This window comes from Streptomyces sp. B21-105 (assembly GCF_036898465.1).
GTDB lineage: Bacteria > Actinomycetota > Actinomycetes > Streptomycetales > Streptomycetaceae > Streptomyces.
Map to the genome: position 1 here is coordinate 3,317,174 of NZ_JARUMJ010000001.1, position 25,757 is coordinate 3,342,930.

Sequence of the window (25,757 nt, forward strand, 5' to 3'; positions counted from 1 at the left end):
TTCGATCTTTGACAACTCAACAGAGTGTCGACCTACTGGCCGACCGGCCAATCCGTGGAGCTAAGGAGAATTGAACTCCTGACCTCCTGCATGCCATGCAGGCGCTCTACCAACTGAGCTATAGCCCCTCGTGCCACGCGATGGAACCGCATGGTGTTTTCGCCCCGCTCGGCGATGCGAACAAGAAGAACTCTAGCCTGCGACCTGCCGGAAAGTGAAATCCGAGGCCCGTCGGCCCGACCGGTCGCTCAGTCGTCGTCGCCGAGCACCGGCTCGGGCAGGGTTCCGGCGTTGTGCTCGAGCAGACGCCAGCCCCGGGCGCCCTCGCCGAGGACGGACCAGCAGCAGTTGGAGAGGCCGCCGAGGCTCTCCCAGCTGTGCGCCTCCAGCCCGAGGAGACGGCCGATGGTGGTGCGGATGGTGCCGCCGTGGCTGACGACGACGAGCGTCCCGTCCTCGGGCAGCTTCTCGGCGTGCCGAACGACGACGGGGGCGGCGCGATCGGCCACCTCGGTCTCCAGCTCACCGCCGCCGCGGCGCACCGGCTCGCCGCGCTTCCACGCGGCGTACTCCGCACCGTGCCGGGCGATGATCTCCTCGTGCGTCAGCCCCTGCCACGCGCCCGCGTACGTCTCGCGCAGGGACTCCTCGTGCGTGACGGCCAGGCCGGTGAGCGCGGCGAGCTCGGCGGCCGTGTCGGCGGCCCGCGACAGGTCCGAGGCGACGAGGGCGTCGGGCTTGAGGGAGGCGAGCAGCCGGGCGGCACGACGGGCCTGAGCCCTACCGGTCTCGGTCAGCTCGACGTCCGTCGTGCCCTGGAAGCGGCGCTCGACGTTCCACGCGGTCTGGCCGTGCCGCCACAGGATGACCCGACGGCCCCGACGTGGCTGACGGGTCGCCGTCTGCTCCGGAGCTGTCACCGCAGGTCCTCGAATCCGGCGGTCTCGTCCTCCTCGGCCTGCAGCTTGGCGTGTTCCTGGGCCTTGCCCCGGGTCGCGAGGGCGTCTGCGGGCAGCGCCAGCTCGGGGCAGTCCTTCCACAGCCGCTCCAGGGCGTAGAAGACGCGCTCCTCGCTGTGCTGGACGTGCACGACGATGTCGACGTAGTCGAGCAGGATCCAGCGGGCGTCGCGGTCGCCCTCACGGCGCACCGGCTTGACGCCGAGCTCCTTCTGGAGGCGCTCCTCGATCTCGTCGACGATCGACTTGACCTGGCGGTCGTTGGGTGCGGAGGCCAGCAGGAAGGCGTCCGTGATCGACAGCACGTCGCTGACGTCGTAGGCGATGATGTCGTGCGCGAGCTTGTCGGCTGCCGCCTGGGCGGCGGTGTTGATGAGATCGATGGAGCGGTCGGTGGCGGTCACTACGTGGCTTTCCGTCGGCGGACACTTGTCCCCAAGGGTCTCACGGACCGCCGACGGCCCCCCACGTGATTACCGCGCTCCCGTCGGGTCATCCGGTCGAGGAGCGTTTGTAGTCCTTGCCCAGGACGACCGCCACATCGGCGTTCCCGGAGACGGCGCCCTTCTTCACAACGTCGGAGTCCAGCCCCAGGGTCTTGGCGACCTCGACGGCGTTCTCCTTGTCCGCGGCGTCCGCGTACAGGACCTGGGAGTCGGCCTTCGTGTCGGACGGGGCGCCGCCCTCAACGAAGGTGAAACCGCCGTTGAGGAGGACCACGCGCGCGTCCTCGGTGTTGGCCCTGGCGCCACTGGCGTTCTGGACGAGGACACTGACCGCCGCGTCCTTGTCGGGGCTCTTCGCGGTCCCGCCGAGGACGTCCTTGACGACGCTCGCACCGGCCTGGGCGCTGAGCGTGCCGTCGGCCTGGACCGGCAGCAGGGCGGTCTTGTAGTCGCCGCCCTTGGCGAGTTCGGCGAGCTCGGCCAGAAAAGCGCCGAGATCCTTGTCGGTCAGGGACGGGTCGAGGATCTGTGCGAGGGTCTGCACGGTGACGGTGGCGGCCTGTGCGTCGGAGGACACCTTGCGCAGCACACCCTGCATGACCTGGCCGAACCGCTCCAGCTGGGCGTTCTGGGCCTCGCCCTCCGCGCGGTGGGTGGCGTAGGCGACAGCCATCCTGCCGCTGAGGGTCTGGTTCTCGCCCTTGGCGACGAGGGGTGCCTCGCCCTTCTTGGCCTTCGGGCCGGGCACGGCTGTGTCGGTGTCGACCTCGATGCCGCCGACGAGGTCGACGAGGTTCTGGAGGTACGGGGTGTCGAGACGCCAGGTGCCCTGGATGCCGGTACCGAGCACGGTGTCCAGCGCGCCACGCGTTCCGTCGGAGCCGTCGTCGTCGACGGATTTGGCGAGGGTGGTCGTGGTGCCGTCGTCCTGCGTGAGGACGAGGGAGTTGGGCAGCAGGACCGTGGTGGCCTGCTTGGTGGTGGTGTTGTCGACGAGCAGCGCCGTGGAGGTGCCGCCCCCGGCGGTGTCGTGCAGGTGGACGACGACCACGTCACGCTTCTGGGCGGCAGTCGCGGTCGCGGCGCCGGTGCCGGAGTCCGAGGACGACGACAGACCGGGCAGCTTCCCGGCGTACCAGAGGTAGCCCACACCGCCGACCGCGACCAGCGCCAGGACCACGACGAGGGCGACGAGCCGGCTGCGGGCACGCCGCTTGGCCTCCTCACGGCGCTCGGTGCGGTTCTCGGTGAAGTTCAGCCAGTCGATGACGTCCTCGGAGTCGCCGTCGGGCTCCTCCACGAACGCGAACTGCTCGGTGTGGTACTCCCGTTGCTCCGGTCCGGGGGCTCCGGCGGCGTCCTGGTCGTCCCGGGCGTCCGTCGCCGCGCCGCCGGGACCCGGCCCGGTGGCGTCGTCCGCGCCGGCCCCGGCCCGGGGTTCGGCCGGGCCGGCCTGCTGCGGGATGTAGGCGGTCTGCTCGGCGGTGCGTGCCTGTTCCGCCCTGGGCTGCTGCCCGGCGGCGGTCTGCCCGTAGGGGTCGTAGGGGGTCTGCGTCGCGGTGCCGTAAGGGTCGTAGGCGGGGGCGGACGTCTGCGGGCCGGTGTCGTACGGGTCGTAGCCGGACGTCTGCTGCCCGCCCGTGCCGTACGGGTCGTAGCCGTACCCCTGCTGCCCCTGCCCCTGCTGCCCCTGGTACTGCTGCTGCCCGTACGGGTCGTAGGACTGCTGGGGGGACTGCTGGGGGGAGTGTTGTGGGAACTGCTGGGGCGCGGCCGGCCGGTAGACGGGCCTGCCGTACTCGTCGTAGCCGACGAGTTCGTACTGGTCGTCCCCGTACCCCGCGTCGTGTCGGTCGTTCACCGGTGCCCCTCTCGGCTCACTCGCCGCGGTACAGCTCGCGCTTGTCGATGTAGCGCACGACGCCGTCCGGCACCAGGTACCAGACGGGGTCGCCCTTGGCGACTCTCACACGGCAGTCGGTGGAGGAGATCGCGAGCGCGGGCACCTCGACGAGCGAGACGCCGCCCTCGGGCAGACCGGGATCCATGAGGTTGTGCCCCGGCCGGGTGACGCCGATGAAGTGCGCGAGGGAGAACAGTTCGGCACTGTCCCGCCAGGTCAGGATCTGGCCCAGGGCGTCGGCGCCGGTGATGAAGAAGAGGTCGGTCTCGGGGTTGAGGGCCCGCAGGTCGCGCAGCGTGTCCACGGTGTAGGTGGGACCGCCGCGGTCGATGTCGATGCGGCTGACCGAGAACTGCGGGTTCTCGGCGGTCGCGATGACCGTCATCAGGTAGCGGTCCTCCGCCGGGGAGACGCTGCGGTGGCTCTTCTGCCAGGGCTGGCCGGTCGGGACGAACACGACCTCGTCCAGGTGGAACTGCGCGGCGACCTCACTGGCCGCCACGAGGTGTCCATGGTGGATCGGATCGAACGTGCCGCCCATGACGCCGAGGCGGCGCCTGCCGGAGTTCGACGGGCCGGTGGCCATGTCCTGCTCTCCCATGCGTGCAGACCCTACCGGCCCGGTCGTGGGGACCCGGCCGACGGATGCCCGGAGTGCCCCGCTATGCCGGACTGCCCGTCGTCGAACACCCGGGGCTCAGCGGTCGCGGTTGAAACGGGTGGTGATCCACAGCAGGAGCATCAGGATGATGAAGGCACCGCCGCCCGTGACCAACGGGTCGAGGCTCTGGTGGTTGCCGCCGTGCTCCTCGCCCTCGGCGGCGAGGGTGACCAACTGGGCAGCGGCGCTGTGAAGGCTCATCTTCGGCAGGACCTATCCGATGGAGGTCCCCCCGCTCGAGCGAGGTCGAGAGTGGGGGAGCGCGGAGTAAAGACGTCGGCCCATCGTAAACGGGCGGCTCGGCGGAGATCACGCCGACTCCGCCATCGGGAACCTTCCCGACGGCTCAGTCGTCCTTCCGCTTGTAGCCCCGCAACACGAACCACGCGGTGAGCGCACAGCCGAGGAACATCACGATCAGTACGACGCGGAGCAGATTCCCCGCCCCCTGCTGCTGGGCGGCGCCGGCGGCATCGGAAAGCCAGGCGGTTGCGGGATGGTGCTCCATGGGGCGGGACTCCTTCGGTGTAGTGCCCGTCCACGGTAACTCCGCCTAGGCTGGCCTCTGCTTAGGGGGCGCAAAGGACCGCACAAGGGTCCGTAAAGGGTCATGTAAAGGGCCACACAGACGCACATGGGGGAAGACATGTCCGACGACGGCCACGAGCACAACGGCGCCGGCCACGAGCACGTGCCGAGCAGGCAGCGCAGGCGCTTTCCGGGAATCTCCTCACGTGCGTACGAGCACCCCGCCGACCGTTCGGCCCTGGTGGCGCTGCGCAAGCTGAGCGGTTTCGACACGGTGTTCAAGGCGCTCAGCGGGTTGCTGCCGGAGCGCAGCCTCAGGCTGTTGTTCCTGTCCGACTCCGTGCGGGTCTCCGACCAGCAGTTCGCGCACCTCAACGACATGCTGCGGGACGCCTGTTACATCCTGGACCTGGAGAAGGTCCCGCCGATGTACGTCAACCAGGACCCGCAGCCCAACGCCATGTGCATCGGTCTCGACGAGCCGATCATCGTGGTCACCACCGGTCTGGTCGAGCTGCTCGACGAGGAGGAGATGCGCGCGGTCGTCGGTCACGAGGTGGGCCACGCCCTGTCCGGGCACGCCGTGTACCGCACGATCCTGCTGTTCCTGACGAACCTGGCGATCCGGGTCGCCTGGATCCCGCTGGGCAACCTCGCGATCATGGCGATCGTGACGGCGCTGCGCGAGTGGTTCCGCAAGTCGGAGCTGTCCGCCGACCGCGCCGGTCTCCTCGTCGGCCAGGACCTGAAGGCCTCGATGCGGGGCCTGATGAAGATCGCCGGCGGCAACCACCTGCACGAGATGAACGTGGACGCGTTCCTGAAGCAGGCCGAGGAGTACGAGGCCGGCGGCGACCTGCGCGACTCCGTGCTGAAGATCCTCAACGTGCTGCCCCGCACCCATCCCTTCACCACGGTCCGCGCGGCCGAGCTGAAGAAGTGGGCGGAGTCCCGCGACCACCAGCGGATCATGGACGGCCACTACCCGCGGCGCAGCGAGGACAAGGACACCTCGGTGACGGACTCCTTCCGGGAGTCCGCCGCCCACTACGCGACGAGCGTCAAGAGCTCCAAGGACCCGCTGATGAAGCTGGTCACCGACATAGCGGGCGGTGCGGGCGGCCTGGGCGGGCGCGTCCGGCGCGGCTTCGACGGCTTCACCGGCCCGAATCCGTCGCAGGACCGGCCGCGCAACGGCTCGGACGGAGCCGACGGAGCGGACGGGGAAGGCGGGGCGGACGGAGAGGGCGGGGCGCGGGGCCCGAAGGACACGCCGCCGCGCGGCGGGAAGTGAACGGCTGCGCTCCCCTGCCCCGGGCTCACACCCTGGGTTGCGCGCTCGTCGCCAGGGCACCGCACAGGGCCGTCGCACCACCGGTCGCGTAGGGGTCCGTGCCGGCCGGGCCGCCCGTCTTCGCGGTCTGGCCGGCGAGCAGCGGCCGCAGGTGGTTCGTGGAGTCCTCGGCGCAGGAGAGCGGCCCCGCCTGGACGTAGGACACGATCAGCTGGAGCTGGTGGGTGCGCAGGTCCTCGCGGTCGAAGCGGAACTGCAGCTCACGGCGGACGGTGAACAGTGAGGCCGGGGTGCCGGCGGCGGCGCCGGCCGGCCGCAGCGCGTACACGAGCGTGTGGTCCGCGGTGACCTCGAGGGTCTGGGAATCGGTCTCGGCGGCCTGCAAGGTGCCCTGGACCCGGACCTCACGGTCGGCCAGCTGGGCCAGCGCGGGGTCGAAGCGGACCAGCCAGCCGGTCGGCGCGTGCCGGCCGTCGGCGGCGGGGTGGCTGAAGCTCTCGTCGAACTGGTCGAGCTGGTCGGCGTCGATCAGCGCCCGCACGGGCCGCACATGCTGCCCGGTGAGCACCTCCGGATGGAGGGAGGAGTGCACGATGTACTCCTTCGCCGTGGTCAGGGCGGTCACGACCTGGCTGTCGGAGAAGTGCGAGGTACGGCGGGAGGCGGGCAGCGGCACGCCCTCGGCACCGATGCGGAACTGCGCGGCGGGGCTGTGCGCGAAGAGCGATTCGGGGGCGGTCGCCCCCGGCACGGCGCCCTGCGGGGCGAGCGGGATGACGGTCATCCGCAGCGGTTCGGCGGTGCGGCGGGCCGCCTGGGTCTGGTAGGGGTTGCGCACGCCCATGTAGACGGCGGTGCCGAAGGCGATGGCGATCAGCAGTACCAGCAGCAGGGCCTGCCGGGACAGGCCGCCGCCGCGTCGCTGCGCGGGGCGGCGGCGGACGGCGGGAGCGTGGTCGGCCAGGCGCTCGTGCGCGGAGTACTCCTGGATGCGGGCAGCTCGGATGAACGATTCGTCGAAGACGACGGATCGGTACTCGTCCTCACCTCCGGGAGTGCCCTCGGGTGTCCCCTCCGGTGGGTCTCCAGGCCCGGCCATACTTTCAGGGTAGGTCGCACGGACCTCGGGTAAACGCCCTGCCTCACGCCAAGTTGCGACAGAGACTCACCGGCTTCCCGTCCGCGCACGTACGAGCCGTACTGCCTTGCGTCGCACAGGCGTTCAGGGCGTGTGCGGGACCGCCGAGACGGGTGGCCGGGACTGGTCGGCGGGTGCGGACGGCGGTGGCACGCTCCCCTGCTCGAGTCCGGTCGTGGCGGGTGGTGACGGCATCTGTTCACGGCTGCCCGAGGAGGTGCCCCGGTAGACCGCGGCGAAGGCCAGCGCGACCATGCCGACGCCCATGACGAGGGCGAGCATCCAGGCCACAGGGCGATGCCAGCGGACCTGTCTGCCGTAGGGCCCGTGGGTGCCGTAGCGGCGCTCCCACGCTTCGGCGAGGTCGGCGTCGTCCGGGTCGTCGAGCTCCGGATCATGGCCGAAATCGTCCGCGCCGTAGATGTCCTCGTAGCGGTCGCCTCTGGCGCGGGCTCTGCGGGCCTCGGCCTCCGAGGCCTCGGCTCTCGCCTCGGCGGCGGCGAGGAGGCGTTCGACGGCGGTCGGCTCGTGCACCGCTGCCGCCTGTACGAAGGCCTCGTCGAAGACCACGGAGGCGAACTCTTCGTCCGACACCCCGCGGTCGTGTTCGTCGTCGGGCTCCCAGCCGTCAGGGAACGGCGTACCCCCCACGTCCTCCGGCACGGGTCCAGAGTAGACCTGGGGGGTCGGTTTGGGCAGACGGCGGGAAAATTCATGGGCCGTATGAGACGCCCCTCACGGCTTTCGTCGCGCAGGGGCGCACTGGCCCGTTCGGGGCGTTCCCGCCGCCCGGATCAGCGCCGTACGTGTCCGTCGCCCGTGACGATGTACTTCGTGCTGGTCAGCTCCGGCAGCCCCATGGGACCGCGGGCGTGCAGCTTCTGCGTGGAGATGCCGATCTCCGCGCCGAAGCCGAACTGGCCCCCGTCGGTGAAGCGGGTGGAGGCGTTGACGGCCACCGTGGTGGAGTCGACCAGTTGGGTGAAACGGCGGGCAGCCTGCTGCGACGTGGTGACGATGGCCTCGGTGTGGCCGGAGGTCCACAACCGGATGTGCTCGACGGCCCGGTCCAGCGAGTCGACCACGGCGGCGGCGATGTCGTAGGAGAGGTACTCGGTCTCCCAGTCCTCCGGGGTCGCCTCGACGACGGTCGCCTTGGAGTCCTCGGCGTACGCCAGCACCCGCTCGTCGGCGTGCACGGTCACGCCCGCCTCCGCGAGGGCGTCGAGGGCGCGGGGCAGGAACGCGGGGGCGATGTCCTGGTGGACGAGAAGCGTCTCGGCGGCGTTGCAGACGCTGACCCGGTGGGCCTTGGAGTTGATCAGGATGTCGATCGCCATGTCGAGGTCGGCGTGGGCGTCGACGTAGACGTGGCAGTTGCCGGTGCCGGTCTCGATGACCGGGACGGTGGACTCCGTGACCACGGTCCGGATGAGCGAGGCACCGCCGCGCGGGATGAGGACGTCGACCAGTCCGCGGGCGCGCATCAGCTCGCGCACGCTGTCGCGGCCCTCCCCGGGCACCAGCTGCACGGCGTCGGCGGGCAGCCCGGCTCCGCCCACGGCGTCGCGGATCACCCGGACGAGGGCGCTGTTCGACTCGTAGGCGGAGGAGGAGCCACGCAGCAGGACCGCGTTGCCCGACTTCAGGCAGAGCGCCGCGGCGTCCACGGTGACGTTCGGACGGGCCTCGTAGACGATGCCGACGACGCCGAGCGGAACGCGCACCTGGCGCAGGTCGATGCCGTTGGGCAGGGTGGAGCCGCGGACGACCTCGCCGACCGGGTCGGGCAGCGCGACGACGTCGCGCACGTCGGAGGCGATGGCCCGGACCCGCTCCGGGGTGAGGGTCAGCCGGTCGACGATCGCTTCGCTGGTGCCGGCCTCGCGGGCCCTGGCGATGTCCTCGGCGTTGGCCTCGACGATCTCACTCGTACGGACCTCCAGCGCGTCCGCGATGGCGAGCAGCGCGTCGTCCTTGGCGGCCCGGGGCAGCGGCGCGAGGTCGGCGGCGGCCGCCTTGGCGCGGTAGGCGGCCCGGGTGACCGGGGACATGGAGTCGTATGGCGAAAGCGTGGTCATAGGGGAAGGGTAGTGCGCCGCACCGGCCCGTTCACCGCTCGTTCCACACCCCGAGACTTCCCGGCCAAGGACGCCTCGGGCAGGGACGCCTCGGGCAGGGACGCCTCGGGCAGGGACGCCTCGGGCGCGGCAGCGGGAGTCGTCAGTAGGGGTGGACCCCTACGGGCGTCGCCGGGGCCGGACCGTAGCCCTCGGAGATGCGCTGGTGGTAGGTCTGGCGGTCGATGACCTCCAGGCCGACGATCTCCCAGGGCGGCAGGCCGGCCGTCTGGCGGTGCTCGCCCCACAGACGCAGGGCGACGGCCGCCGCGTCATGCAGGTCGCGGGCCTCCTCCCAGTACCGGATCTCGGCGTGATCACCCGCGTATCTACTGGTCAGGAGGAAGGGATGGTCGTGGGCGAGCTGTTCCAGAGCCCGCCGGACCTCCTGCACCGGGGCCTCCTCGCCGGAGACGCTGAGGGTGACGTGCCACAGTCGCGCGACCTCCACGGGCTGTCCGCCCTTCGGCTCGGCGACCTCCTGCGCCCGGTAGCGCTCACCGGCGGCCACGCTGGTCAGGGCGCGCTCCTCACCGGGCGGGCGCGGCGCGGCCGAACCGGCCCCGCCGGTACTCCCACGAGCCGCTGCCACCCCAGGGCGCACTCGTCTCACGACGGCCTCCTTTACGCAGCGCTCGTGCGGGTGTCCCGCGTTTCACCGCAGTCGCCCGCGGCCGTGTCCTTGAGTCAAAGTTGAGCAGGCCGCACGCCTTCGCGGGGCGGTTTCACGGAACGTCCCCCACCGGTACGGATCGTTCGAGCGTGTTTACGGGTGGAGGATCACCAGGTCGTCCCGGTGGACGACCTCACGCTCGTACTCCGCGCCCAGTTCGCGTGCCAGGTCCCGGGTCGACCGCCCGATCAGCTGGGGGATCTCCTTGGCGTCGAAGTTGACGAGACCACGGGCCACCGCGCGCCCCCGGGCGTCCCGCAGCTCCACGGGGTCGCCCGCGCTGAACTCGCCCTCGACGGACGCGATCCCGGCCGGCAGCAGCGATGTGCGCCGCTCGACGACCGCGCGCACCGCGCCGTCGTCCAGAGTCAGGGAGCCCTGCGGGGTGGAGGCGTGCTGGAGCCACAGCAGCCGGTCTGCGGAGCGCTTGCCGGTCGGCCGGAAGTAGGTGCCGGTGTCCCCGCCGGTCAGGGCGTCCGCCGCGTGGACGGCGCTGGTGAGCACCACGGGGATGCCGGCGGCGGCCGCGATCCGGGCGGCCTCGACCTTGGTGACCATGCCGCCGGTGCCGACGCCCGCCTTGCCGGCGCTGCCGATCTCGACGTGCGCGAGGTCCTCGGGCCCGCGCACCTCGGCGATCCGCGCGGTGCCCGGCGTGCTGGGGTTCCCGTCGTAGACCCCGTCGACGTCCGACAGCAGGACCAGCAGGTCGGCGTGGACGAGGTGGGCGACGAGGGCGGCGAGCCGGTCGTTGTCGCCGAAGCGGATCTCGTCGGTGGCGACGGTGTCGTTCTCGTTGACGATCGGGAAGGCGCCCATCGCGAGCAGCTTGTCGAGGGTGCGGGAGGCGTTGCGGTGGTGGGCGCGGCGGCTCATGTCGTCGCTGGTCAGCAGCACTTGCCCGACTCGGACGGCGTAGCGGGCGAACGAGGCGGTGTAGCGGGCGACGAGCAGCCCCTGGCCGACGCTGGCAGCGGCCTGCTGCCGGGCGAGGTCCTTGGGGCGGCGGCGCAGCCCCAGCGGGGCGAGCCCGGCCGCGATGGCCCCGGAGGAGACGAGGACGATCTCCTTCTCTCCCCCGCTGCGGCTCTTGGCGAGGACGTCGACGAGCGCGTCGACCCGGTCGGCGTCGAGGCCGCCCGAGGCGGTGGTCAGCGACGAGGAGCCGACCTTGACGACGATCCTGCGGGCTTCCACCACGCGCTTTCTTGCCACTGTCACCTGGTCGTCCTCACTTGGCTGTCCTGCACGCCGCGTGCTCCCCCGCGACGGCGCTGCCTCGCAATCTACGCGAGCGCGGGGCGGTGCCGCCCTCCGGTTTCGCCGGTCGGACAGGCCCGCCGGAGGAAGCGACAGGCTTGCTGCGGGAACAGGGAAGACAAGGTGGTCGGGCCGAAGACGGCGGCCCGACCACCCCTCCAGGGACGGCCGGGCCACTGCCGGAAGGGTTCAGCCCCGGTTCGCCAGCGAGGCGCGGAAGGCCACGCACTCTTCGTACACCGGCAGGAGGCCCGCCTCGCGGGCCTCCGCCAGCGTCGGGCCCTGGGCGTCCTTGGCGGACAGTTCGGGTTGGCCCGCGACCGGCCACTCGACGCCGATCGCAGGGTCGAGGGGATGGACGGTCCGCTCGCGCTCGGGCGCGTACCCCTCGGAGCAGAGGTAGGTGACAGTCGCGTCGTCGGTCAGCGCGCAGAAGCCGTGGCCGAGGCCCTCGGAGAGGTATACGGCCTGGCGTTCCTGGTCGTCGAGGCGCACCGCCTCCCAGCGGCCGAAGGTCGGCGAGCCGACCCGGACGTCCACGATCACGTCGAGGACGGCGCCGCGGACGCAGGTGACGTACTTCGCCTGGCCGGGCGGCACGTCGGCGAAGTGGATGCCGCGCACGACACCCGAAGCGGAGACCGAGAGGTTGCCCTGCTTCAGGTCGAGCGGGTGGCCGACGGCCTCGGCCATGAGCTCGGCCTTGTACCACTCCAGGAAGAGGCCGCGGGCGTCCCCGTACTGCTGGGGGACGAACTCCCAGGCGCCCTCGATGCCAAGGGGGTTCACCTTCATGGAACCGTTTCCGTTCTCTCTCAGGCCTCGTACGCGAGCAGGTCGAGCAGGTAGTCGCCGTACCCGCTCTTGGTCAGCGGCTCGGCCAGCGTGCGCAGCTGGGCGTCGTCGATGAACCCGGCACGCCAGGCGGCCTCTTCGACGCAGCCGATCTTCATGCCCTGTCGCTCCTCGACCACCCGCACGTACTCGGACGCCTGGACGAGTGACTGGAAGGTGCCGGTGTCGAGCCAGACGGTGCCACGGTCGAGGACCGAGACCTGCAGTTCGCCGCGGTCGAGGTAGTACTTGTTGACGTCGGTGATCTCCAGCTCGCCGCGGGCGCTCGGCTTGAGGCCCTTGGCGATCTCGACGACCCGGCCGTCGTAGAAGTACAGGCCCGGTACGGCGTAGCGGGACTTGGGGTTCTTCGGCTTCTCCTCGATCGAGCGGGCGCGGCCCTGCTCGTCGAAGTCGACGACACCGTACGCGGTCGGGTCGGAGACGGCATGGGCGAAGACCACGCCGCCTTGGGGGTCGCTGTACCGGGCGAGCTGCCGGCCGAGGCCGGCGCCGTGGAAGATGTTGTCGCCGAGGATAAGCGCGACGGGTTCGTCGCCGATGAATTCCTCGCCGATGACGAATGCCTCGGCGATTCCGTTGGGGTGGTCCTGCGTGGCGAACTGGATGTTCAGTCCGATGTCGGATCCGTCACCCAGAAGCCGCTCGAACTGGGGACGCTCGGCGGGGCCGGTGATGATCAGGATGTCCCGCAGTCCGGCCCTCACAAGGGTGGTCAGCGGATAATAGATCATCGGCTTGTCGAAGACCGGCATCAGTTGCTTCGACACCGCACGGGTGATCGGCCACAGTCGGGAACCGGTACCACCGGCGAGCAGAATTCCACGCATGGGCCCGCAGCCTACGGCAGGGCACGGACCGCTCACGCCACCCCCCGGCGAAACGGCCCGCTGAACAGCGGGCGACACGACGCACTATAGAATGTGGGTTCCTATGAAGATTCTTGTCACCGGCGGTGCCGGGTTCATCGGTTCACAGTTCGTGCGGGCACTGCTTCTCGGCGAGCTGCCCTCGGGCGAGGGGGCCCAGGTCACGGTTTTGGACAACCTGACCTACTCCGGCAACGAGGGGAACCTCGCCCCGGTCGCCGACAAGGCCGGTTACACGTTCGCCCACGGCGACATCCGCGACGTCGCGACGGTCGACGACGTGATGCGCGGCCAGGACGCGGTGGTGCACTTCGCCGCCGAATCCCACGTGGACCGCTCGATCGCGGACTCCTCGCCCTTCGTGACCACGAACGTGCTCGGCACCCAGGTGCTGCTCGACGCGGCGAAGCGCCACGGCGTGGGCCGGTTCGTGCACGTGTCCACCGACGAGGTGTACGGCTCGATCACCGAAGGCACGTGGACCGAGGACTGGCCGCTGGCGCCCAACTCGCCGTACTCGGCCTCGAAGGCCGGCTCGGACCTGCTGGCGCTGTCGTACCACCGCACACACGGCATGGACGTCGTGGTCACACGGTGCTCCAACAACTACGGGCAGTACCACTTCCCCGAGAAGATGATCCCGCTGTTCACCACGAACCTGCTGGACGGCAAGAAGGTGCCCCTGTACGGCGAGGGCCTCAACGTGCGCGACTGGCTGCACGTCTCCGACCACTGCCGGGGCATCGAGATGGTGCTGCGCGGCGGCCGGGCCGGTGAGGTCTATCACATCGGCGGCGGCACCGAGGTCACCAACAAGGAACTCACCGGCATGCTCCTCGCGGCGTGCGGGGCGGGCTGGGACATGGTCGAGCACGTTGCCGACCGCAAGGGGCACGACCTCCGCTACTCCCTGTCGATCGCCAAGATCCAGAAGGAGCTCGGCTACGCGCCGCTCGTCACTTTCGAGCAGGGCCTGGCCGACACCGTCCAGTGGTACCGCGACAACCGCGCCTGGTGGGAGCCGCTCAAGGCGAAGGCGGCGCTTCCGGAATGACCCGTTGGCTGCTCACCGGCTCGGGCGGCATGCTCGGCCGTGACCTCACCGAGATGATCTCGGCAGGCGGGGCGCGGAGCCTCACCGCGCTGACCCGCCAGGACTTGGACGTCACCGACGCCGCCGCGGTCCGCGCCGCGGTGGCGGATCACGACGTCGTGGTCAACGCGGCCGCGTGGACCGACGTGGACGGCGCCGAGGCCGAAGAGGCCGCGGCCACCCGGATCAACGGCGAGGGCCCGCGAATGCTCGCTGAGGCGTGCGCGGACAGCGGCGCCGTCCTCATCCAGGTCTCCACCGACTACGTCTTCCCCGGAAACGCCACCGAGCCGTACCGGCACGACGCCCCGACCTCGCCGGTGAACGCCTACGGACGCGGCAAGCTCGTCGGCGAACAGGCGGTGACCGAGCTGTTGCCCGAGCACGGCTACGTGGTGCGCACGGCATGGCTGTACGGCGCCCATGGGCGCAACTTCGTCGCGACGATGCTGAACCTGGCCGAGCAGCGGGAGACCGTGGACGTGGTCGACGACCAACTGGGCCAGCCGACCTGGACCGTCGCGCTCGCCCGCCAGATCACGGAGCTCGGCGAGTCGGCCGTGGCGGGCGGGGCTCCGGCGGGCGTGTACCACGGCACCGCGTCCGGCACGGGCACCTGGTTCGACCTGGCACGGGCCGCGTTCGAACTGGCCGGGCTCGACCCGGAACGGGTGCGCCCGACGACGTCGGAGAAGTTCGTGCGGCCGGCCCGTCGGCCCGCGTACAGCGTGCTCGCCCACGACCGGTGGGCCGAGGCGGGTGTGGCGGTTCAGCCGCACTGGCGTAATCAGCTCGACGAGGCCCTGAAGGTGACCCTTCCAGGCGGGCGGACCGGCGCGTGAGCCTACTGGACCGCATCACCACGGCCCTGCCGCAAGGCACGGCGTTCGTGGGCGCCGGCACGGCGGTGCTCGGCGCGGCGAGCTACGTCCATCTAGCGGCGGCGGGCCACTCGCTGGCCGTCGACGACATGGCGAGTTTCTCGGTCCTGTGGACCGTGGTCTTCTCCATCGGCCTGGGGCTGTTCTTCCCGGTCGAGCAGGAGATCACCCGGATCGTGGCCGGCCGCGTGGTGCGTGGCGACGGAGCGCTCCCGGTGCTGCGGCGCGGCGCGGTGCTCTCCTTCGGGCTGCTCGCGGTGGTGCTCGTGCCGCTCGCCCTCTTCGCTCAGCGGCTCGCCGACCTGTTCTTCCACGGTGACACGAGCCTGGTCCTCGCGCTCGGCATGGCGTTCATGTCGCTGGCTGTCGCGTACGTCACGCGGGGCGTCCTGGCCGGACTGGGCCGCTTCCAGGCGTACGGCATGCAACTCGGCCTGGACGGCCTGCTGCGGATCGTGCTGTCCGGCGGGCTCGCAGTGGCCGGAGTGGACTCGGCGTTCGCCTTCGCGTCGGTCCTCACGGTGGCCCCGCTGCTGGCCGTGGTCGCCACGATCGGGCCGGTCTTCCAGGGCGCTCAGCGGGGGTCGTCGGCACACTGGCGGGACCTGATCGAGCACCTGGGGCTGCTCGTCGGATCGACCCTTCTGGCGCAGTTGCTGGTGAACATCGCGGTGATCAGCACGAAGCTGATCTCGACGGACGACGACGCGCTGGTCGCGGCGCTGCTGTCCGCCCTGGTCCTGGCCCGGGTGCCGCTGTTCGTCTTCGGCGCCTTCCAGGTGTCGCTGCTCGCGGGGCTCTCTTCGGCCGCGGCCGAGGGGGACACGCAGGGTTACCGGCGGCTGCTGTTGCGGGCCGCGTCCGTCACGGGGGGCCTCGGCGTGGCCGGGGGCCTCGGCGCCGTGGCGATCGGACCGGCGCTGCTGCCGACCGTGTTCGGGGCGCCGGACGTGCTGGAGGCGGCCGACTTCGCCTGGCTCTCGCTCGGCACGACGCTGTACATGCTGGCCATGGTGCTGGGGCAGGCGTTGCTGACAAGCGGAGGTGCGCGCATGCAGCTCATGTCATGGATCGTGGGAACGGTGGTGCTGGTAGCGGTCACCCTGAGTTCCCTTCCGCTGCGGACACGGGTCGAAGTGGCGTACGCGGCAGGGTCGTTCGCGGTGGTCGCCTGCATGACTCTCACCGTTCGCGCTCGTGTAGGCTACCGTTCGTTGCGCTCCTAAGAATTAATTCTGTCGCTCTCCGTAAGCATGACGACAAAATGCGACGGACGAGCGGACTGCAGTCCGGCGGCCTCCTTCTGCGGCCGCCCATCCCCGGAAATTCCCTGGAAGAGTAGACAGGCCCTTTCCATGAGTCGTCCGATACACCGGAGTGCAGCATGAGTTTGTGGATGCTGACCTCGGTCACCGGAATCTTTCTCGTCCTGTGCATCGGCGAGTTGCTGCGTCGCCGCAAACTCAAGGAGAAGTACGCCTTCCTGTGGGTGGTCACCGGCCTGGTGATCATCCCGCTCGGCTTCTTCCCCTCCGGTCTGGACTCGGTGGCCCGCGCGGTCGGGGTCGCCTCGGGCGTCAGCCTCATCCTGTTCCTGAGTGTGGCCTTCCTTTTCATCGTGTGTCTCCAGCTCAGCTGGGAGGTCGGCCACCTGGAGGAGGAGGGCCGGACACTGTCCGAGGAAGTGGCCCTGCTCCGTATCGACGTCCAGGAGCTGCGGTCCCGGCCCGCCTCGCAGCAGACCCCGACCGCATCAGCCGAACGGGGGAACCTGAAGTGATCGACGGCAAGCGTGTACTGATCATCATGCCCGCGTGGAACGAGGCCGACGGCGTCGCCGACGTCGTCAAAGAGGTCTATACCACACTTCCCGGTGTGGACGTCCTCGTCGTGGACGACGGCTCCGCCGACAACACGGCCGCCGTCGCCCGTGCCGCCGGCGCGACCGTGATGAAGCTGCCGTACAACCTCGGTGTGGGCGGCGCGATGCGGGCGGGCTACAAGTTCGCGCACGACCGCGGTTACGACGTGGCCGTCCAGGTCGACGCCGACGGCCAGCACGACCCGCGCAACGTGCCCGAACTGCTGGCCCACCTGGAGACCGGCGCTGACCTGGTCATGGGCGCCCGGTTCGCCGGCACCGGCGAGTACCAGGCCCGCGGCCCGCGCCGCTGGGCGATGCTCGTCCTCGCCTTCTGGCTCTCCCGCATGGCGCGCACCAAGCTGACCGACGTCACCTCCGGCTTCCGCGCCTGCAACCGCGACCTGATCGAGGCGTTCGCCCGTTGGTACCCGGTCGAGTACCTTGGCGACACCGTCGAGTCCACGATCGCCGTACTGCGGGCCGGCTACCGCGTCGAACAGGTCCCCGTCGCCATGCGCGCGCGCGTGACCGGCACACCGAGCCAGTCCCCGTGGCGAGCCACCCTCTACCTCGGCCGCATAGGCATGATCCTGCTCCTCGCATTCAGCCGCCGCTCCTCGCTCGGTCCGGCGCAGAAGGGCAAGTGAGCCAGGTGCAGACCCTCGACATCATGCTGCCGCACTACGGCGACACCGTCCTGATGCAGGAAGCAGTGCGCAGCGTGCTGGACCAGACCGACAAGGACTGGCGGCTCACCGTCGTCGACGACGGCGCTGAGGAGGGCGTACCGGAGTGGTTCGCCTCCCTCGGCGACAGCCGGGTCCACTACCAGCGCAACGAACAGAACCTGGGCATCACCGGCAACTTCCGCAAGTGCGTGGAGCTGGTCGAGTCGACGCACTTCACCATGCTCGGCAGCGACGACCTGCTGATGCCGACGTATGTCGAGACGCTTCGCGCGGCCGTCGAGGCCGAGCCGGACGCGGCGATCTACCAACCGGGCGTCGAGGTCATCGACGAGCACGGCAACCCGTCCACCTCACTCGGCGACGAGGTCAAGCGGCGGCTCTACGCACCGAAGAACGAAGGCCGCCGGCTGGTGCTCTCGGGCGAGTCCCTCGCCGCGAACCTGCTCGGCGGCAACTGGCTGTACTTCCCGTCGATCTGCTGGCGCGCCGACGCCGTCAAGGCGGTCGGATTCCGCGAGGACCTCTCCGTCATCCAGGACCTCGCCCTGATCATCGAGCTGATCCGGCGCGGTGAGAAGCTGGTCGTCGACCCCGCGCCGGCCTTCCACTACCGGCGCCACTCGAACAGCCTCTCCTCGGCCGAGGCCCTGACGGGCGCCCGCTTCGGCGAGGCCGTACGGTTCTTCAACGAGGTGGCCGACGAACTCGACCAGCACGGCTGGTCCAAGGCCGCCCGGTCCGCCCGGCGGCACCTGTCCATGCGGCTGCACGCGCTGACCCTTCTTCCCGGCGCACTGCGCCACCGCCGCTCGGACGCCGTACGCCGCCTGCTCGGGTACGCCCTGACCAGATCCGAGTGATCGTCACGCGCCGGGGCCCGGTTTCACGCCCCGCAGACTCCCAGCCCGCCGAAAACCCCTCCGAAGGCCCAAGCCCACATGACTCCCACGCAAGCCGCAGAGGCGACTCCCGACCCTCGGTTCAGCATCATCGTGCCGGCCTACGGCGTCGAGGCGTATCTGCGTGACTGCCTCGACTCCGTGCTGAGCCAGTCGTTCGGGGATTTCGAAGTCATCGCGGTCAACGACGCCTCGCCCGACGCCTGCGGCGAGATCATGGAGGAGTACGCGGCGGCGGACCCGCGTGTAGTGACCGTGCAGCTGGAACAGAACGTGGGGCTCGGCCGGGCGAGGAACGCGGGCATGGCCCGTGCCCGGGGCGCCTACCTGCTCTTCCTCGACAGCGACGACACGCTGCTGCCGGGCTCCCTGCAGGCGATCGCCCGCCGCCTGAACGAGACCGACGACCCGGATCTGCTGGTCTTCGACTATTCGCGCACCCACTGGGACGGGCGGGTCACCCCCAACGCCAAGCGCTCGGTACTCGCCAAGAGCCCCAGCGGAACCTTCCGCCTGGACGACAACCCCGAACTGCTCGGGCTGCTCCAGGTCGCATGGAACAAGGCGTACCGCCGCGACTTCGTGGAGCGCTGGGGCTTCGTCTACCCGCAGGGTTACTACGAGGACACCCCGTGGACCTACCCGGTCCTGGTGGCCGCCGAGACCATCACGGTCCTGGACCGGGTCTGCGTCCACTACCGCCAGCGGCGCCAGGGCAGCATCCTGCACTCCACGAACCGCAAGCACTTCGACGTCTTCGACCAGTACGAGCTGGTCTTCGCGTTCATCGCCGACCACCCCGGGTTCGCACGCTGGCAGAGCGCGCTGTTCGAGCGAATGACCACTCACCTGCGAGTGATCGACAAGTCCCCCGGCCGACTGCCCGACGACGCGCGGGCCGAATTCCGTGCCCGATGGGCGCAGGCCGAGCGGGCCCACCGCCCTGCCGGCTACCGCGAGCCGACGGGCGGCAGCCGGACGTCGCTCGCCGCCCGGGCCGCCCGCCGGCTGCCGCGGCCGCTGCGCTCCGCCGCCCGCAAGGCCCGCCGGCTCCCGGGCAAACTGAAGCCGCCGGTGCGCACCGCGGTCCTGGCGGGCTACTACCGGGCGCAGCGGATGCTGCCGGTGAAGAAGGACGTCGCCGTCTTCGCCGCGTACTGGAACACCGACTACGCCTGCAACCCGGCGGCTGTGCATCAGAAGCTGCTCGAACTCGCCCCGGAGATCAAGACGGTCTGGGTCCTCAAGGCGGGCTCACGCAGCACCCCGCCGCCCGGCACCGCCGTCGTCCACCCGGGCTCCTTCGGCTTCTGGCGTGCGATGGCCCGCGGCAAGTACTTCGTCAACAACGTGAACTTCCCCACCCGTGTGCTGAAGCGGCCGGGCCAGGTTTACGTGCAGACCCACCACGGCACGCCGCTCAAGCGGATGGGCGTCGACCTGGTCGACTACCCGATCGCCCAGGGCGACCTGGAGATGCAGACGCTGATGCAGCGGGTCGACCGCTGGGACTACAGCGTCTCCTCGAACAGCTTCACCACGGCCGTCTGGGAACGCGCCTACCCGGCCGAGTACACCTCCTTGGACTACGGCTACCCCCGCAACGACGTCCTGGTGAACGCCACCGACGAGGACCGGGCGCGCGCCCGCGAGAAGCTCGGCCTCGCCCCCGGCGCCAAGGTCGTGCTGTACGCGCCGACCCACCGTGACTACCACGTGCGCCCACGGCCGCTGCTCGACCTGGAGCACTTCGCGGAGCGGCTCGGCGAGGACTTCACCGTGCTGGCACGGGCCCACTACTTCAACCTGGTCACGGGGGCCGGCGCCGCCGACGGCTCCCGCATCGTCGACGTGAGCGGACACACCTCGATCGAGGAGCTGTACCTCGCGGCCGACTGCCTGCTGACCGACTACTCGTCGCTGATGTTCGACTACGCGCTGCTGGACCGGCCCATCGTGATCTTCGCCAACGACTGGGAGATCTACCGGGCCACCCGCGGCACGTACTTCGACATCCACGTCGAATCACCGGGCCACGTGGTGGAAACCGAGGAGGACCTCCTCGGCGTCTTCCTTTCGGGACGCTGGTCCGACGACAGCGCGGCGAAGGCACGGGCGGAGTTCCGCAGGCGGTTCTGTGAGTACGACGACGGCCGGGCCGCCGAACGGCTGGTCCGCAGGGTATTCCTCGACCAGGAGCAGGTTCCACCGGTGGCCGTCTCCCCGGAGCGTCCGAGCAGTCCCGCACGCGGCTAGAGCTAGCGTGGTGGACGAGCCCGGCTGCCGCCGCCGCAAACGAACACCTGAGAAAGGCCCAGTACCCCAGATGTCTCCCCGTCTGTCACTAGTCGTTCCCGCCTACAACGTGGAACTCTTCCTCGACGAGTGCCTGCAGTCGATCGCGGACCAGACGTTCACCGACTGGGAGGCGATCGTCGTGGACGACGGCTCCACCGACGGCAGCCTGGCGATCGCCGAGCGGTGGGCGGCCAAGGACGAACGGTTCCGGGTCGTCGTGCAGAAGAACAAGGGTCTGGGGCCGGCCCGCAACACCGGTGTCGCTCATCTGACCGAAGGCACCGAGTTCCTGGCCTTCGTCGACAGCGACGACATCGTGCTGCCCGACGCCTACCAGCGGTGCATCGCCAGTCTGGAGGAGTCCGGCTCGGACTTCGTCAGCGGCAACGTCAACCTGCTCAAGGCCGGCGAGATCCTGAGCTCCCCGCTGCACGCCAAACGACTGGGCACCGACCGCAGGCGGACCCACATCAGCCGCGACAAGGACCTCGTCTACGACCGCACGGCCTGGAACAAGGTCTTCCGCCGCTCGTTCTGGGACAAGCACGCCTTCGAATTCCCGGGCATCCTCTACGAGGACGCCCCGGTCACCCTGCCCGCGCACTTCCTGGCCTCCGCCGTCGACGTGCTCAGCGAGCCGGTCTACCTGTGGCGCCAGCGCACCGGCGGCGCCCCCTCCATCACCCAGCGCCGCACCGAGCCGGTCAACGTCCGCGACCGCATAAAGTCGTGCGCCTCCGTGAGCCGGTTCCTGGCCGGCGAGCCGGGCGAGGCGTACGCCCAGCACAAGCGCTGGTACGACGAGATCTTCATCACCGATGAGCTGCCGCTCTTCATGGGCGTCCTCGACCAGGCAGGCGACGAGTTCCGCGAACTGTTCATGTCCGGCGCCGCCGACTTCCTCAGCCGGGTCGACCCACAGGTCATGCCCCGGCTGCCGGTCTCACTGCGCCTGAAGTGCCACCTGATCCGTGAGAGTCGTCTCGACGAGCTCATGGAGCTCGTCGCGTACGAGCGCGAGACCGGCCGGGCCGTGCCGGTGGTCCGACAGGGCCTGCGCTACTTCGCCGACTACCCGGTGATCGACAAGAAGCGCATGGTGCCCCGTTCGGTGCTGCGTGTGGACTCCGACTTCGCCGCCCGTGCCCGCGCCGAGGAGATCGTCTGGCGCGACGGCAGACTGCACGTCGACGGCCACGCCTACATCCGCAACCTCGCCGCCCCCCGCCCGCAGCCGACCACCCTGCGTGTGCTGATGCTGCGCGAGACCGGCAGCCGGCGCACGGTCCTGGTGCGGCCCAGCCGGACCCAGGCCTCGCGCGCCACGCAGACCTCCGGTCAGTCGCTGCACAACTACGACTGGTCTGGCTTCTCCCTCGATCTGGACCCGGCCAAGCTCAGGGCTCGCGGTGGCTGGCGTGACGCCGTGTGGCGGGTCACCGTCGCCACCGTCCAGCAGGGCATCGTGCGCCACACCCGGCTCAAGGCCGGCGAGAGCGGCAGCGCCGAGAGCCCGGCCCCGTTCTGGGTGGAGAAGGACGTGCGGGTGGTCCCCTTCGTCAACGACGATCACCTGTATGTGCGTGTCGAGCGGGTCCGCGCCAGGCTGACCGGCCACCAGGCCGTGGACGGGGTCCTGGAACTGACCGGCGACCTCGGTCACGAGGCCGCCGTCGGCGACGCGGCGCTCGCCCTGCGTCTCAAGCACGGCTCGACGGCGGCGACGCTGGAGTACCCGGTGGAGCGCGCTGCCGGCCAAAAGTTCTCTCTCCGGGTCCCGCTCGCCGACCTGGACGTCGAGGGCCGCGACTCCGTGAACCTGGAGAGCGTGGACAAGTGGACGGCCGAGCTGCTGATCGGCGACTCCCAGCGCGGGTTCTCCGTGGCCGTCGGCCGCGGCCAGAACGACCTGATTTCGCAGCACTCGCTCGACGGCAGACCGACCGCCGAGTGGGGCGGGCGCGTCGCGGCAGTCACCGACGACGGCGTGGGGCGCCTGGCGTTGCGCACCCAGCCCGTGCAGCCCATGATCGGCGAACTCTCCGTCACCGCCGAGGGTCGGATCGTCCTGACGGGCTCACTGCCCGTGTCCGAGGACGAGCCGGTCGAGATCGTGCTGCGTCACAGTCGGCACGCCGAGGAACACACCCACCCGACCACTGTCGCCGACGGCGCCTTCCGGGCCGACTTCCTGCCCGTCCCCGACGGCCTCAGCGAGGTGCCGCTGCGCCAGGGCCGCTGGTACCTGTTCGCCCGCTCCACCCGGACCCGGGTCGAGGTGCCGGTCCGTGTCGTGCCGTCGGCGCTCGATGCCCTGCCCATGCACTTCTCCCTCCGCGGCCGGGACTACACGCTCACCCACCGCTTCTTCGACCGGCTCCTGATCGAGGCGGCGCCCGACCTGGGCCCCGACGAGTTCGGCTGGTTCCGTCAGCGGGACATGCGCACCACCGTGTACGAGCAGGCACGCACGGCCCCGCTGCGGGACACGGTCCTGTACGCCTCCTTCTCCGGCCGCCAGTTCTCGGACTCGCCACGCGCGGTCTACGAGGAGTTGTTGCGCCAGGGCTCCGACATGGAGCACATCTGGGTCGTGGAGGACCGCCGCGCCGAGATCCCCAAGGGCGTCAAGGTCATCCGGCGCTGGAGCCGCGAGTGGTACGAGGCGCTCGGCCGCAGCCGGTACGTCGTCACCAACACGCACCTGCCGCACTGGATCCGGCGCCGCGAGGGCCAGGTCATCGTGCAGACCTGGCACGGCACTCCGCTCAAGCGGATCGGTCACGACATCGACAGTGTCCAGTTCGCCGACCGCTCGTACCTGTCGAAGGTCGCGGAGGAGACGCCGAGCTGGAGCTTCCTCGTGTCGCCGAACCGGTTCTCGACGCCGATCATGAAGCGTGCGTTCCAGTACGACGGCGAGATCCTGGAGTCGGGCTACCCGCGCAACGACGTCCTGCTCTCCAAGGAGACGGAGGACCGGGCGCGGACCGTGCGCGAGCGCATCGGGCTGCCGGAGGGCAAGAAGGTCGTGATGTACGCTCCGACCTGGCGGGACGACCAGTTCTACCAGGCCGGCAACTACAAGTTCGATCTGCGGCTCGACGTGAAGAAGGCGGCCGAGCGCCTCGGTGACGACCACGTTCTCCTCATCCGTAAGCACTCGAACATCGTCGACGCGGTGCCCGGCACCGGTGACGGCTTCGTCTTCGACGTGTCCAGCTACCCGGACATCGCCGAGCTGTTTCTGATCACCGACGTGCTGGTCACGGACTACTCGTCGCTCATGTTCGACTTCGCGAACACCGGCCGTCCCATGCTGTTCTTCACGTACGACCTGGAGTACTACCGCGACCAGCTGCGTGGCTTCTACTTCGACTTCGAGAAGCGGGCCCCCGGTCCGCTCCTGCAGACTTCGGACGAACTCATCGACGCGCTCGCCGACATCGAGGGCATCAGCGCCTCGTACACGGACGCCTATCGCAAGTTCAAGGACGTGTTCTGCGACCTCGACGACGGGCATGCCGCCGAGCGGGTGATCACTCGGATGCTGGAACTCGCGCAACCCGACCGCCCCCCTCTTGAACCCGCGGAGCAGCGTTGAAAGCACCCACGATTTCCTTCGACACAGTGCGTTTGAGAGAGCGTCTGGAACGCATCCCGAAGGAGCGTCGGCTACCCCTGGCCGTCTACGCCGTCACGCAGGCGATCTTCCTGCTCTGGTGGGCGGCGTTCTATCCGGGTGGGATGAGCTACGACTCCATCTCGTACGTGTGGCACGTCACCACCGGTCACTGGATGTCCAACCACTCGGTGGCCTATGACGGGTTGGTCTGGCTCTCGCTGCAGACCACCGGTGATCTGGCGATCCTCACGTTGGCTCAGTCCATCGCCATGGCGGCCGCGCTGGCCTATGTGACGGTGACACTGCGGCAGTTCGGGGTGCCGGGCAAGTGGAGCGCGTGGGCCGCGATAGTCTGCGCGGCTCTGCCGTCGCTGGGCACGTTCACGATCTTCGTCTGGAAGGACGTGCCGTTCGCCATCGGCGCGGTTCTGGCATTCGGAGCGGCCGGGCGGCTCGTCGCGCGCCGCATGCGCGACGAGCAGTCCGTGCGGGACAAGGCATTCCGTAACGAGATCGCACTCCTGTTCCTCGGCTTCCTGTGCATGGGCCTGTTTCGCAACAACGGCCTGCTCGTCGCGGTCATCGCCGCGCCGGTGCTGCTGCTGGTACTGCCGCGGATGCGCAAGGCACTGCTGGTCGCGACGGTGATCCCGGTGCTGATCTCGGGCCTGCTGAACCTCGTCGTCTATCCCGCGCTGGGGGTGATCACGCCGACGAAGGACCAGGTGTACGCGATGAACTATGCGGACATCGCGGTCGTCTACGGCAAGGCCCCGAAGACCTTCACCAAGGCCGACACGGAGCTCATGGCGAAGGTGGCGCCGCTGTCGCACTGGAGCGGCAGGGCGGCCAACTGCTACAACGCCGACTGGGCGATGCAGAAGCCGATGGACCGTAAGAAGGCCGCGCAGCTCAACACCCAGCTGATAGACCTGTGGACGCGTGTCCTGAAGCGGACGCCTGACCAGATGATCGGGGCGCGGCTGTGCCGCTCGCAGATCGCCTGGTCGCCGTTCCCGGGTCCGGCCGACCTGGCGGGCAACACGCTGATCAGCGTCCCGTCGGTGCCGAAAAACCTGTTCGGCTGGACGAACTGGAACCCCGAGATGCGGGACAGCCCGTACCGCCCGGAGCTGAAGATCCGTCCGCTCAACGACCACCTGCACGACGTGGCGTACTTCACGTGGAAGGCCAGTAAGACGCCGCAGCTGCAGTGGCTGCTGTTCCGAGGCGCCACCTGGTGCTTTGCAGCGTATGCCGCTGTCTGGGTGTTCTCGCGCCGGCAGCGGTCCTGGGCGCCTGTGGGCCTGATGGCGGTCACGCTGTCGCTCCAGCTGACGGTGGTGGTGGCGAACCCGGCCCCGCTGGCGCGGTACATGTTCGCACCGATGTTCCTGGGCATCCTGACGTTGCCGCTGATCGGCGCGAACCCGCGGTTCGGCAGGCGAAGCGGGGCCGAGCCCCAGGCCTCCGGCCCGTCCCGCAAGTCGGAGGACCCCTCCTCCACCGGCCTCGACGCGCAACCCGCACCGGTGTCCTGATTTCGGGCGGGTCACCGATACGACGAAGGGCCCGTCGGCTCCCCTGGGGAGCCGACGGGCCCTTCGTCGTGACAGGTCGTGCAAGTACCGGGCACTGTTCATCGAGGGTCGGACCGTCGCCATGTGCGCCCCGCGCCGACAGCGCTCCGCGCCTTGGTCAC

23 protein-coding genes and 1 tRNA gene are annotated in these 25,757 nt (G+C 69.9%); 10 read left to right on the forward strand and 14 right to left on the reverse strand.

All coding sequences use genetic code 11. The features are described 5' to 3' along the window. Window positions 1-55: 55 nt before the first annotated feature. The 7 genes from QA802_RS14940 to QA802_RS14970 form a co-directional block, all read right to left on the reverse strand. Window positions 56-128 (reverse strand) — tRNA-Ala (locus QA802_RS14940). Window positions 129-248: 120 nt separating this feature from the next. Further along, window positions 249-920 (reverse strand): histidine phosphatase family protein, encoded by a 672-nt coding sequence (locus tag QA802_RS14945; protein WP_334522293.1) that lies wholly within the window; start codon window positions 918-920, stop codon window positions 249-251. Continuing rightward, window positions 917-1,363, reverse strand: a complete 447-nt coding sequence (rsfS, locus tag QA802_RS14950) for a ribosome silencing factor (RefSeq protein WP_319168435.1) — start codon at window positions 1,361-1,363, stop codon at window positions 917-919. Before rsfS ends, QA802_RS14945 begins: the two co-directional genes overlap by 4 nt. 88 nt (window positions 1,364-1,451) lie before the next feature. Then, on the reverse strand, window positions 1,452-3,266 hold the full coding sequence (locus QA802_RS14955) for an LCP family protein (RefSeq protein ID WP_334522296.1): 1,815 nt from the start codon (window positions 3,264-3,266) through the stop codon (window positions 1,452-1,454). A gap of 16 nt (window positions 3,267-3,282) precedes the next feature. Next, window positions 3,283-3,909: a nicotinate-nucleotide adenylyltransferase gene (nadD, locus tag QA802_RS14960; RefSeq protein ID WP_334522299.1), complete on the reverse strand. Its 627-nt coding sequence runs from the start codon at window positions 3,907-3,909 to the stop codon at window positions 3,283-3,285. 96 nt (window positions 3,910-4,005) lie between these two features. Continuing rightward, window positions 4,006-4,170 carry a hypothetical protein gene (locus QA802_RS14965; RefSeq protein ID WP_319168432.1) on the reverse strand — a complete coding sequence of 55 codons (165 nt, stop codon included), beginning with the start codon at window positions 4,168-4,170 and terminating at the stop codon, window positions 4,006-4,008. Window positions 4,171-4,315: 145 nt separating this feature from the next. Then, window positions 4,316-4,477, reverse strand: coding sequence for a hypothetical protein (locus QA802_RS14970; protein ID WP_334522303.1), 162 nt, complete (start codon window positions 4,475-4,477; stop codon window positions 4,316-4,318). A 126-nt stretch (window positions 4,478-4,603) separates the two neighbouring features. On the opposite strand from QA802_RS14970, the gene QA802_RS14975 reads away from it, so the two are divergent. Next, a complete protein-coding gene (locus QA802_RS14975) occupies window positions 4,604-5,791 on the forward strand; it encodes a M48 family metallopeptidase (RefSeq protein WP_443042113.1) in 1,188 nt (395 codons plus the stop codon). 25 nt (window positions 5,792-5,816) lie between these two features. Here QA802_RS14975 and QA802_RS14980 read toward each other — a convergent pair whose 3' ends face one another. The 7 genes from QA802_RS14980 to rfbA form a co-directional block, all read right to left on the reverse strand. Next, window positions 5,817-6,890 carry an SCO2583 family membrane protein gene (locus QA802_RS14980; RefSeq protein ID WP_334522306.1) on the reverse strand — a complete coding sequence of 358 codons (1,074 nt, stop codon included), beginning with the start codon at window positions 6,888-6,890 and terminating at the stop codon, window positions 5,817-5,819. 123 nt (window positions 6,891-7,013) lie between these two features. After that, complete coding sequence (locus QA802_RS14985) at window positions 7,014-7,592, reverse strand: SCO2584 family spore wall biosynthesis protein (protein WP_334522309.1); 579 nt, start codon at window positions 7,590-7,592, stop codon at window positions 7,014-7,016. A gap of 131 nt (window positions 7,593-7,723) precedes the next feature. Further along, window positions 7,724-9,010, reverse strand: coding sequence for a glutamate-5-semialdehyde dehydrogenase (locus QA802_RS14990; RefSeq protein ID WP_334522312.1), 1,287 nt, complete (start codon window positions 9,008-9,010; stop codon window positions 7,724-7,726). Between the two features lie 142 nt (window positions 9,011-9,152). Further along, window positions 9,153-9,653, reverse strand: coding sequence for a DUF8830 family protein (locus QA802_RS14995; protein WP_334534652.1), 501 nt, complete (start codon window positions 9,651-9,653; stop codon window positions 9,153-9,155). 162 nt (window positions 9,654-9,815) lie between these two features. Further along, on the reverse strand, window positions 9,816-10,922 hold the full coding sequence (proB, locus tag QA802_RS15000; protein WP_334534654.1) for a glutamate 5-kinase: 1,107 nt from the start codon (window positions 10,920-10,922) through the stop codon (window positions 9,816-9,818). 249 nt (window positions 10,923-11,171) lie between these two features. After that, complete coding sequence (rfbC, locus tag QA802_RS15005; RefSeq protein WP_443042114.1) at window positions 11,172-11,777, reverse strand: dTDP-4-dehydrorhamnose 3,5-epimerase; 606 nt, start codon at window positions 11,775-11,777, stop codon at window positions 11,172-11,174. A 20-nt stretch (window positions 11,778-11,797) separates the two neighbouring features. Beyond that, window positions 11,798-12,667, reverse strand: coding sequence for a glucose-1-phosphate thymidylyltransferase RfbA (rfbA, locus tag QA802_RS15010; protein WP_319168427.1), 870 nt, complete (start codon window positions 12,665-12,667; stop codon window positions 11,798-11,800). Between the two features lie 103 nt (window positions 12,668-12,770). Here rfbA and rfbB point away from each other — a divergent pair, with 103 nt between their 5' ends. From rfbB to QA802_RS15055, 9 genes are all read left to right on the forward strand, one after another. Further along, window positions 12,771-13,760, forward strand: a complete 990-nt coding sequence (gene rfbB, locus QA802_RS15015) for a dTDP-glucose 4,6-dehydratase (protein WP_319168426.1) — start codon at window positions 12,771-12,773, stop codon at window positions 13,758-13,760. Next, window positions 13,757-14,641, forward strand: coding sequence for a dTDP-4-dehydrorhamnose reductase (gene rfbD, locus QA802_RS15020; RefSeq protein WP_334522317.1), 885 nt, complete (start codon window positions 13,757-13,759; stop codon window positions 14,639-14,641). Before rfbB ends, rfbD begins: the two co-directional genes overlap by 4 nt. Then, window positions 14,638-15,906 (forward strand): hypothetical protein, encoded by a 1,269-nt coding sequence (locus tag QA802_RS15025; RefSeq protein ID WP_334522320.1) that lies wholly within the window; start codon window positions 14,638-14,640, stop codon window positions 15,904-15,906. The genes rfbD and QA802_RS15025 overlap by 4 nt, the downstream gene beginning before the upstream one ends. A 158-nt stretch (window positions 15,907-16,064) precedes the next feature. Further along, the gene (locus QA802_RS15030) at window positions 16,065-16,460 is read left to right on the forward strand and encodes a DUF2304 domain-containing protein (protein ID WP_319168423.1); all 396 of its coding nucleotides are present in this window, start codon (window positions 16,065-16,067) and stop codon (window positions 16,458-16,460) included. Continuing rightward, window positions 16,457-17,191 (forward strand): glycosyltransferase family 2 protein, encoded by a 735-nt coding sequence (locus tag QA802_RS15035; RefSeq protein WP_334522323.1) that lies wholly within the window; start codon window positions 16,457-16,459, stop codon window positions 17,189-17,191. The genes QA802_RS15030 and QA802_RS15035 overlap by 4 nt, the downstream gene beginning before the upstream one ends. Beyond that, window positions 17,188-18,093, forward strand: a complete 906-nt coding sequence (locus QA802_RS15040) for a glycosyltransferase family 2 protein (protein ID WP_334522326.1) — start codon at window positions 17,188-17,190, stop codon at window positions 18,091-18,093. Before QA802_RS15035 ends, QA802_RS15040 begins: the two co-directional genes overlap by 4 nt. A 78-nt stretch (window positions 18,094-18,171) precedes the next feature. Next, window positions 18,172-20,388, forward strand: coding sequence for a bifunctional glycosyltransferase/CDP-glycerol:glycerophosphate glycerophosphotransferase (locus QA802_RS15045; protein ID WP_334522329.1), 2,217 nt, complete (start codon window positions 18,172-18,174; stop codon window positions 20,386-20,388). Window positions 20,389-20,458: 70 nt separating this feature from the next. After that, window positions 20,459-24,034: a bifunctional glycosyltransferase/CDP-glycerol:glycerophosphate glycerophosphotransferase gene (locus tag QA802_RS15050; RefSeq protein WP_334522332.1), complete on the forward strand. Its 3,576-nt coding sequence runs from the start codon at window positions 20,459-20,461 to the stop codon at window positions 24,032-24,034. A 32-nt stretch (window positions 24,035-24,066) separates the two neighbouring features. Next, complete coding sequence (locus QA802_RS15055) at window positions 24,067-25,596, forward strand: DUF6020 family protein (RefSeq protein ID WP_334522335.1); 1,530 nt, start codon at window positions 24,067-24,069, stop codon at window positions 25,594-25,596. Window positions 25,597-25,757: the final 161 nt, after the last annotated feature.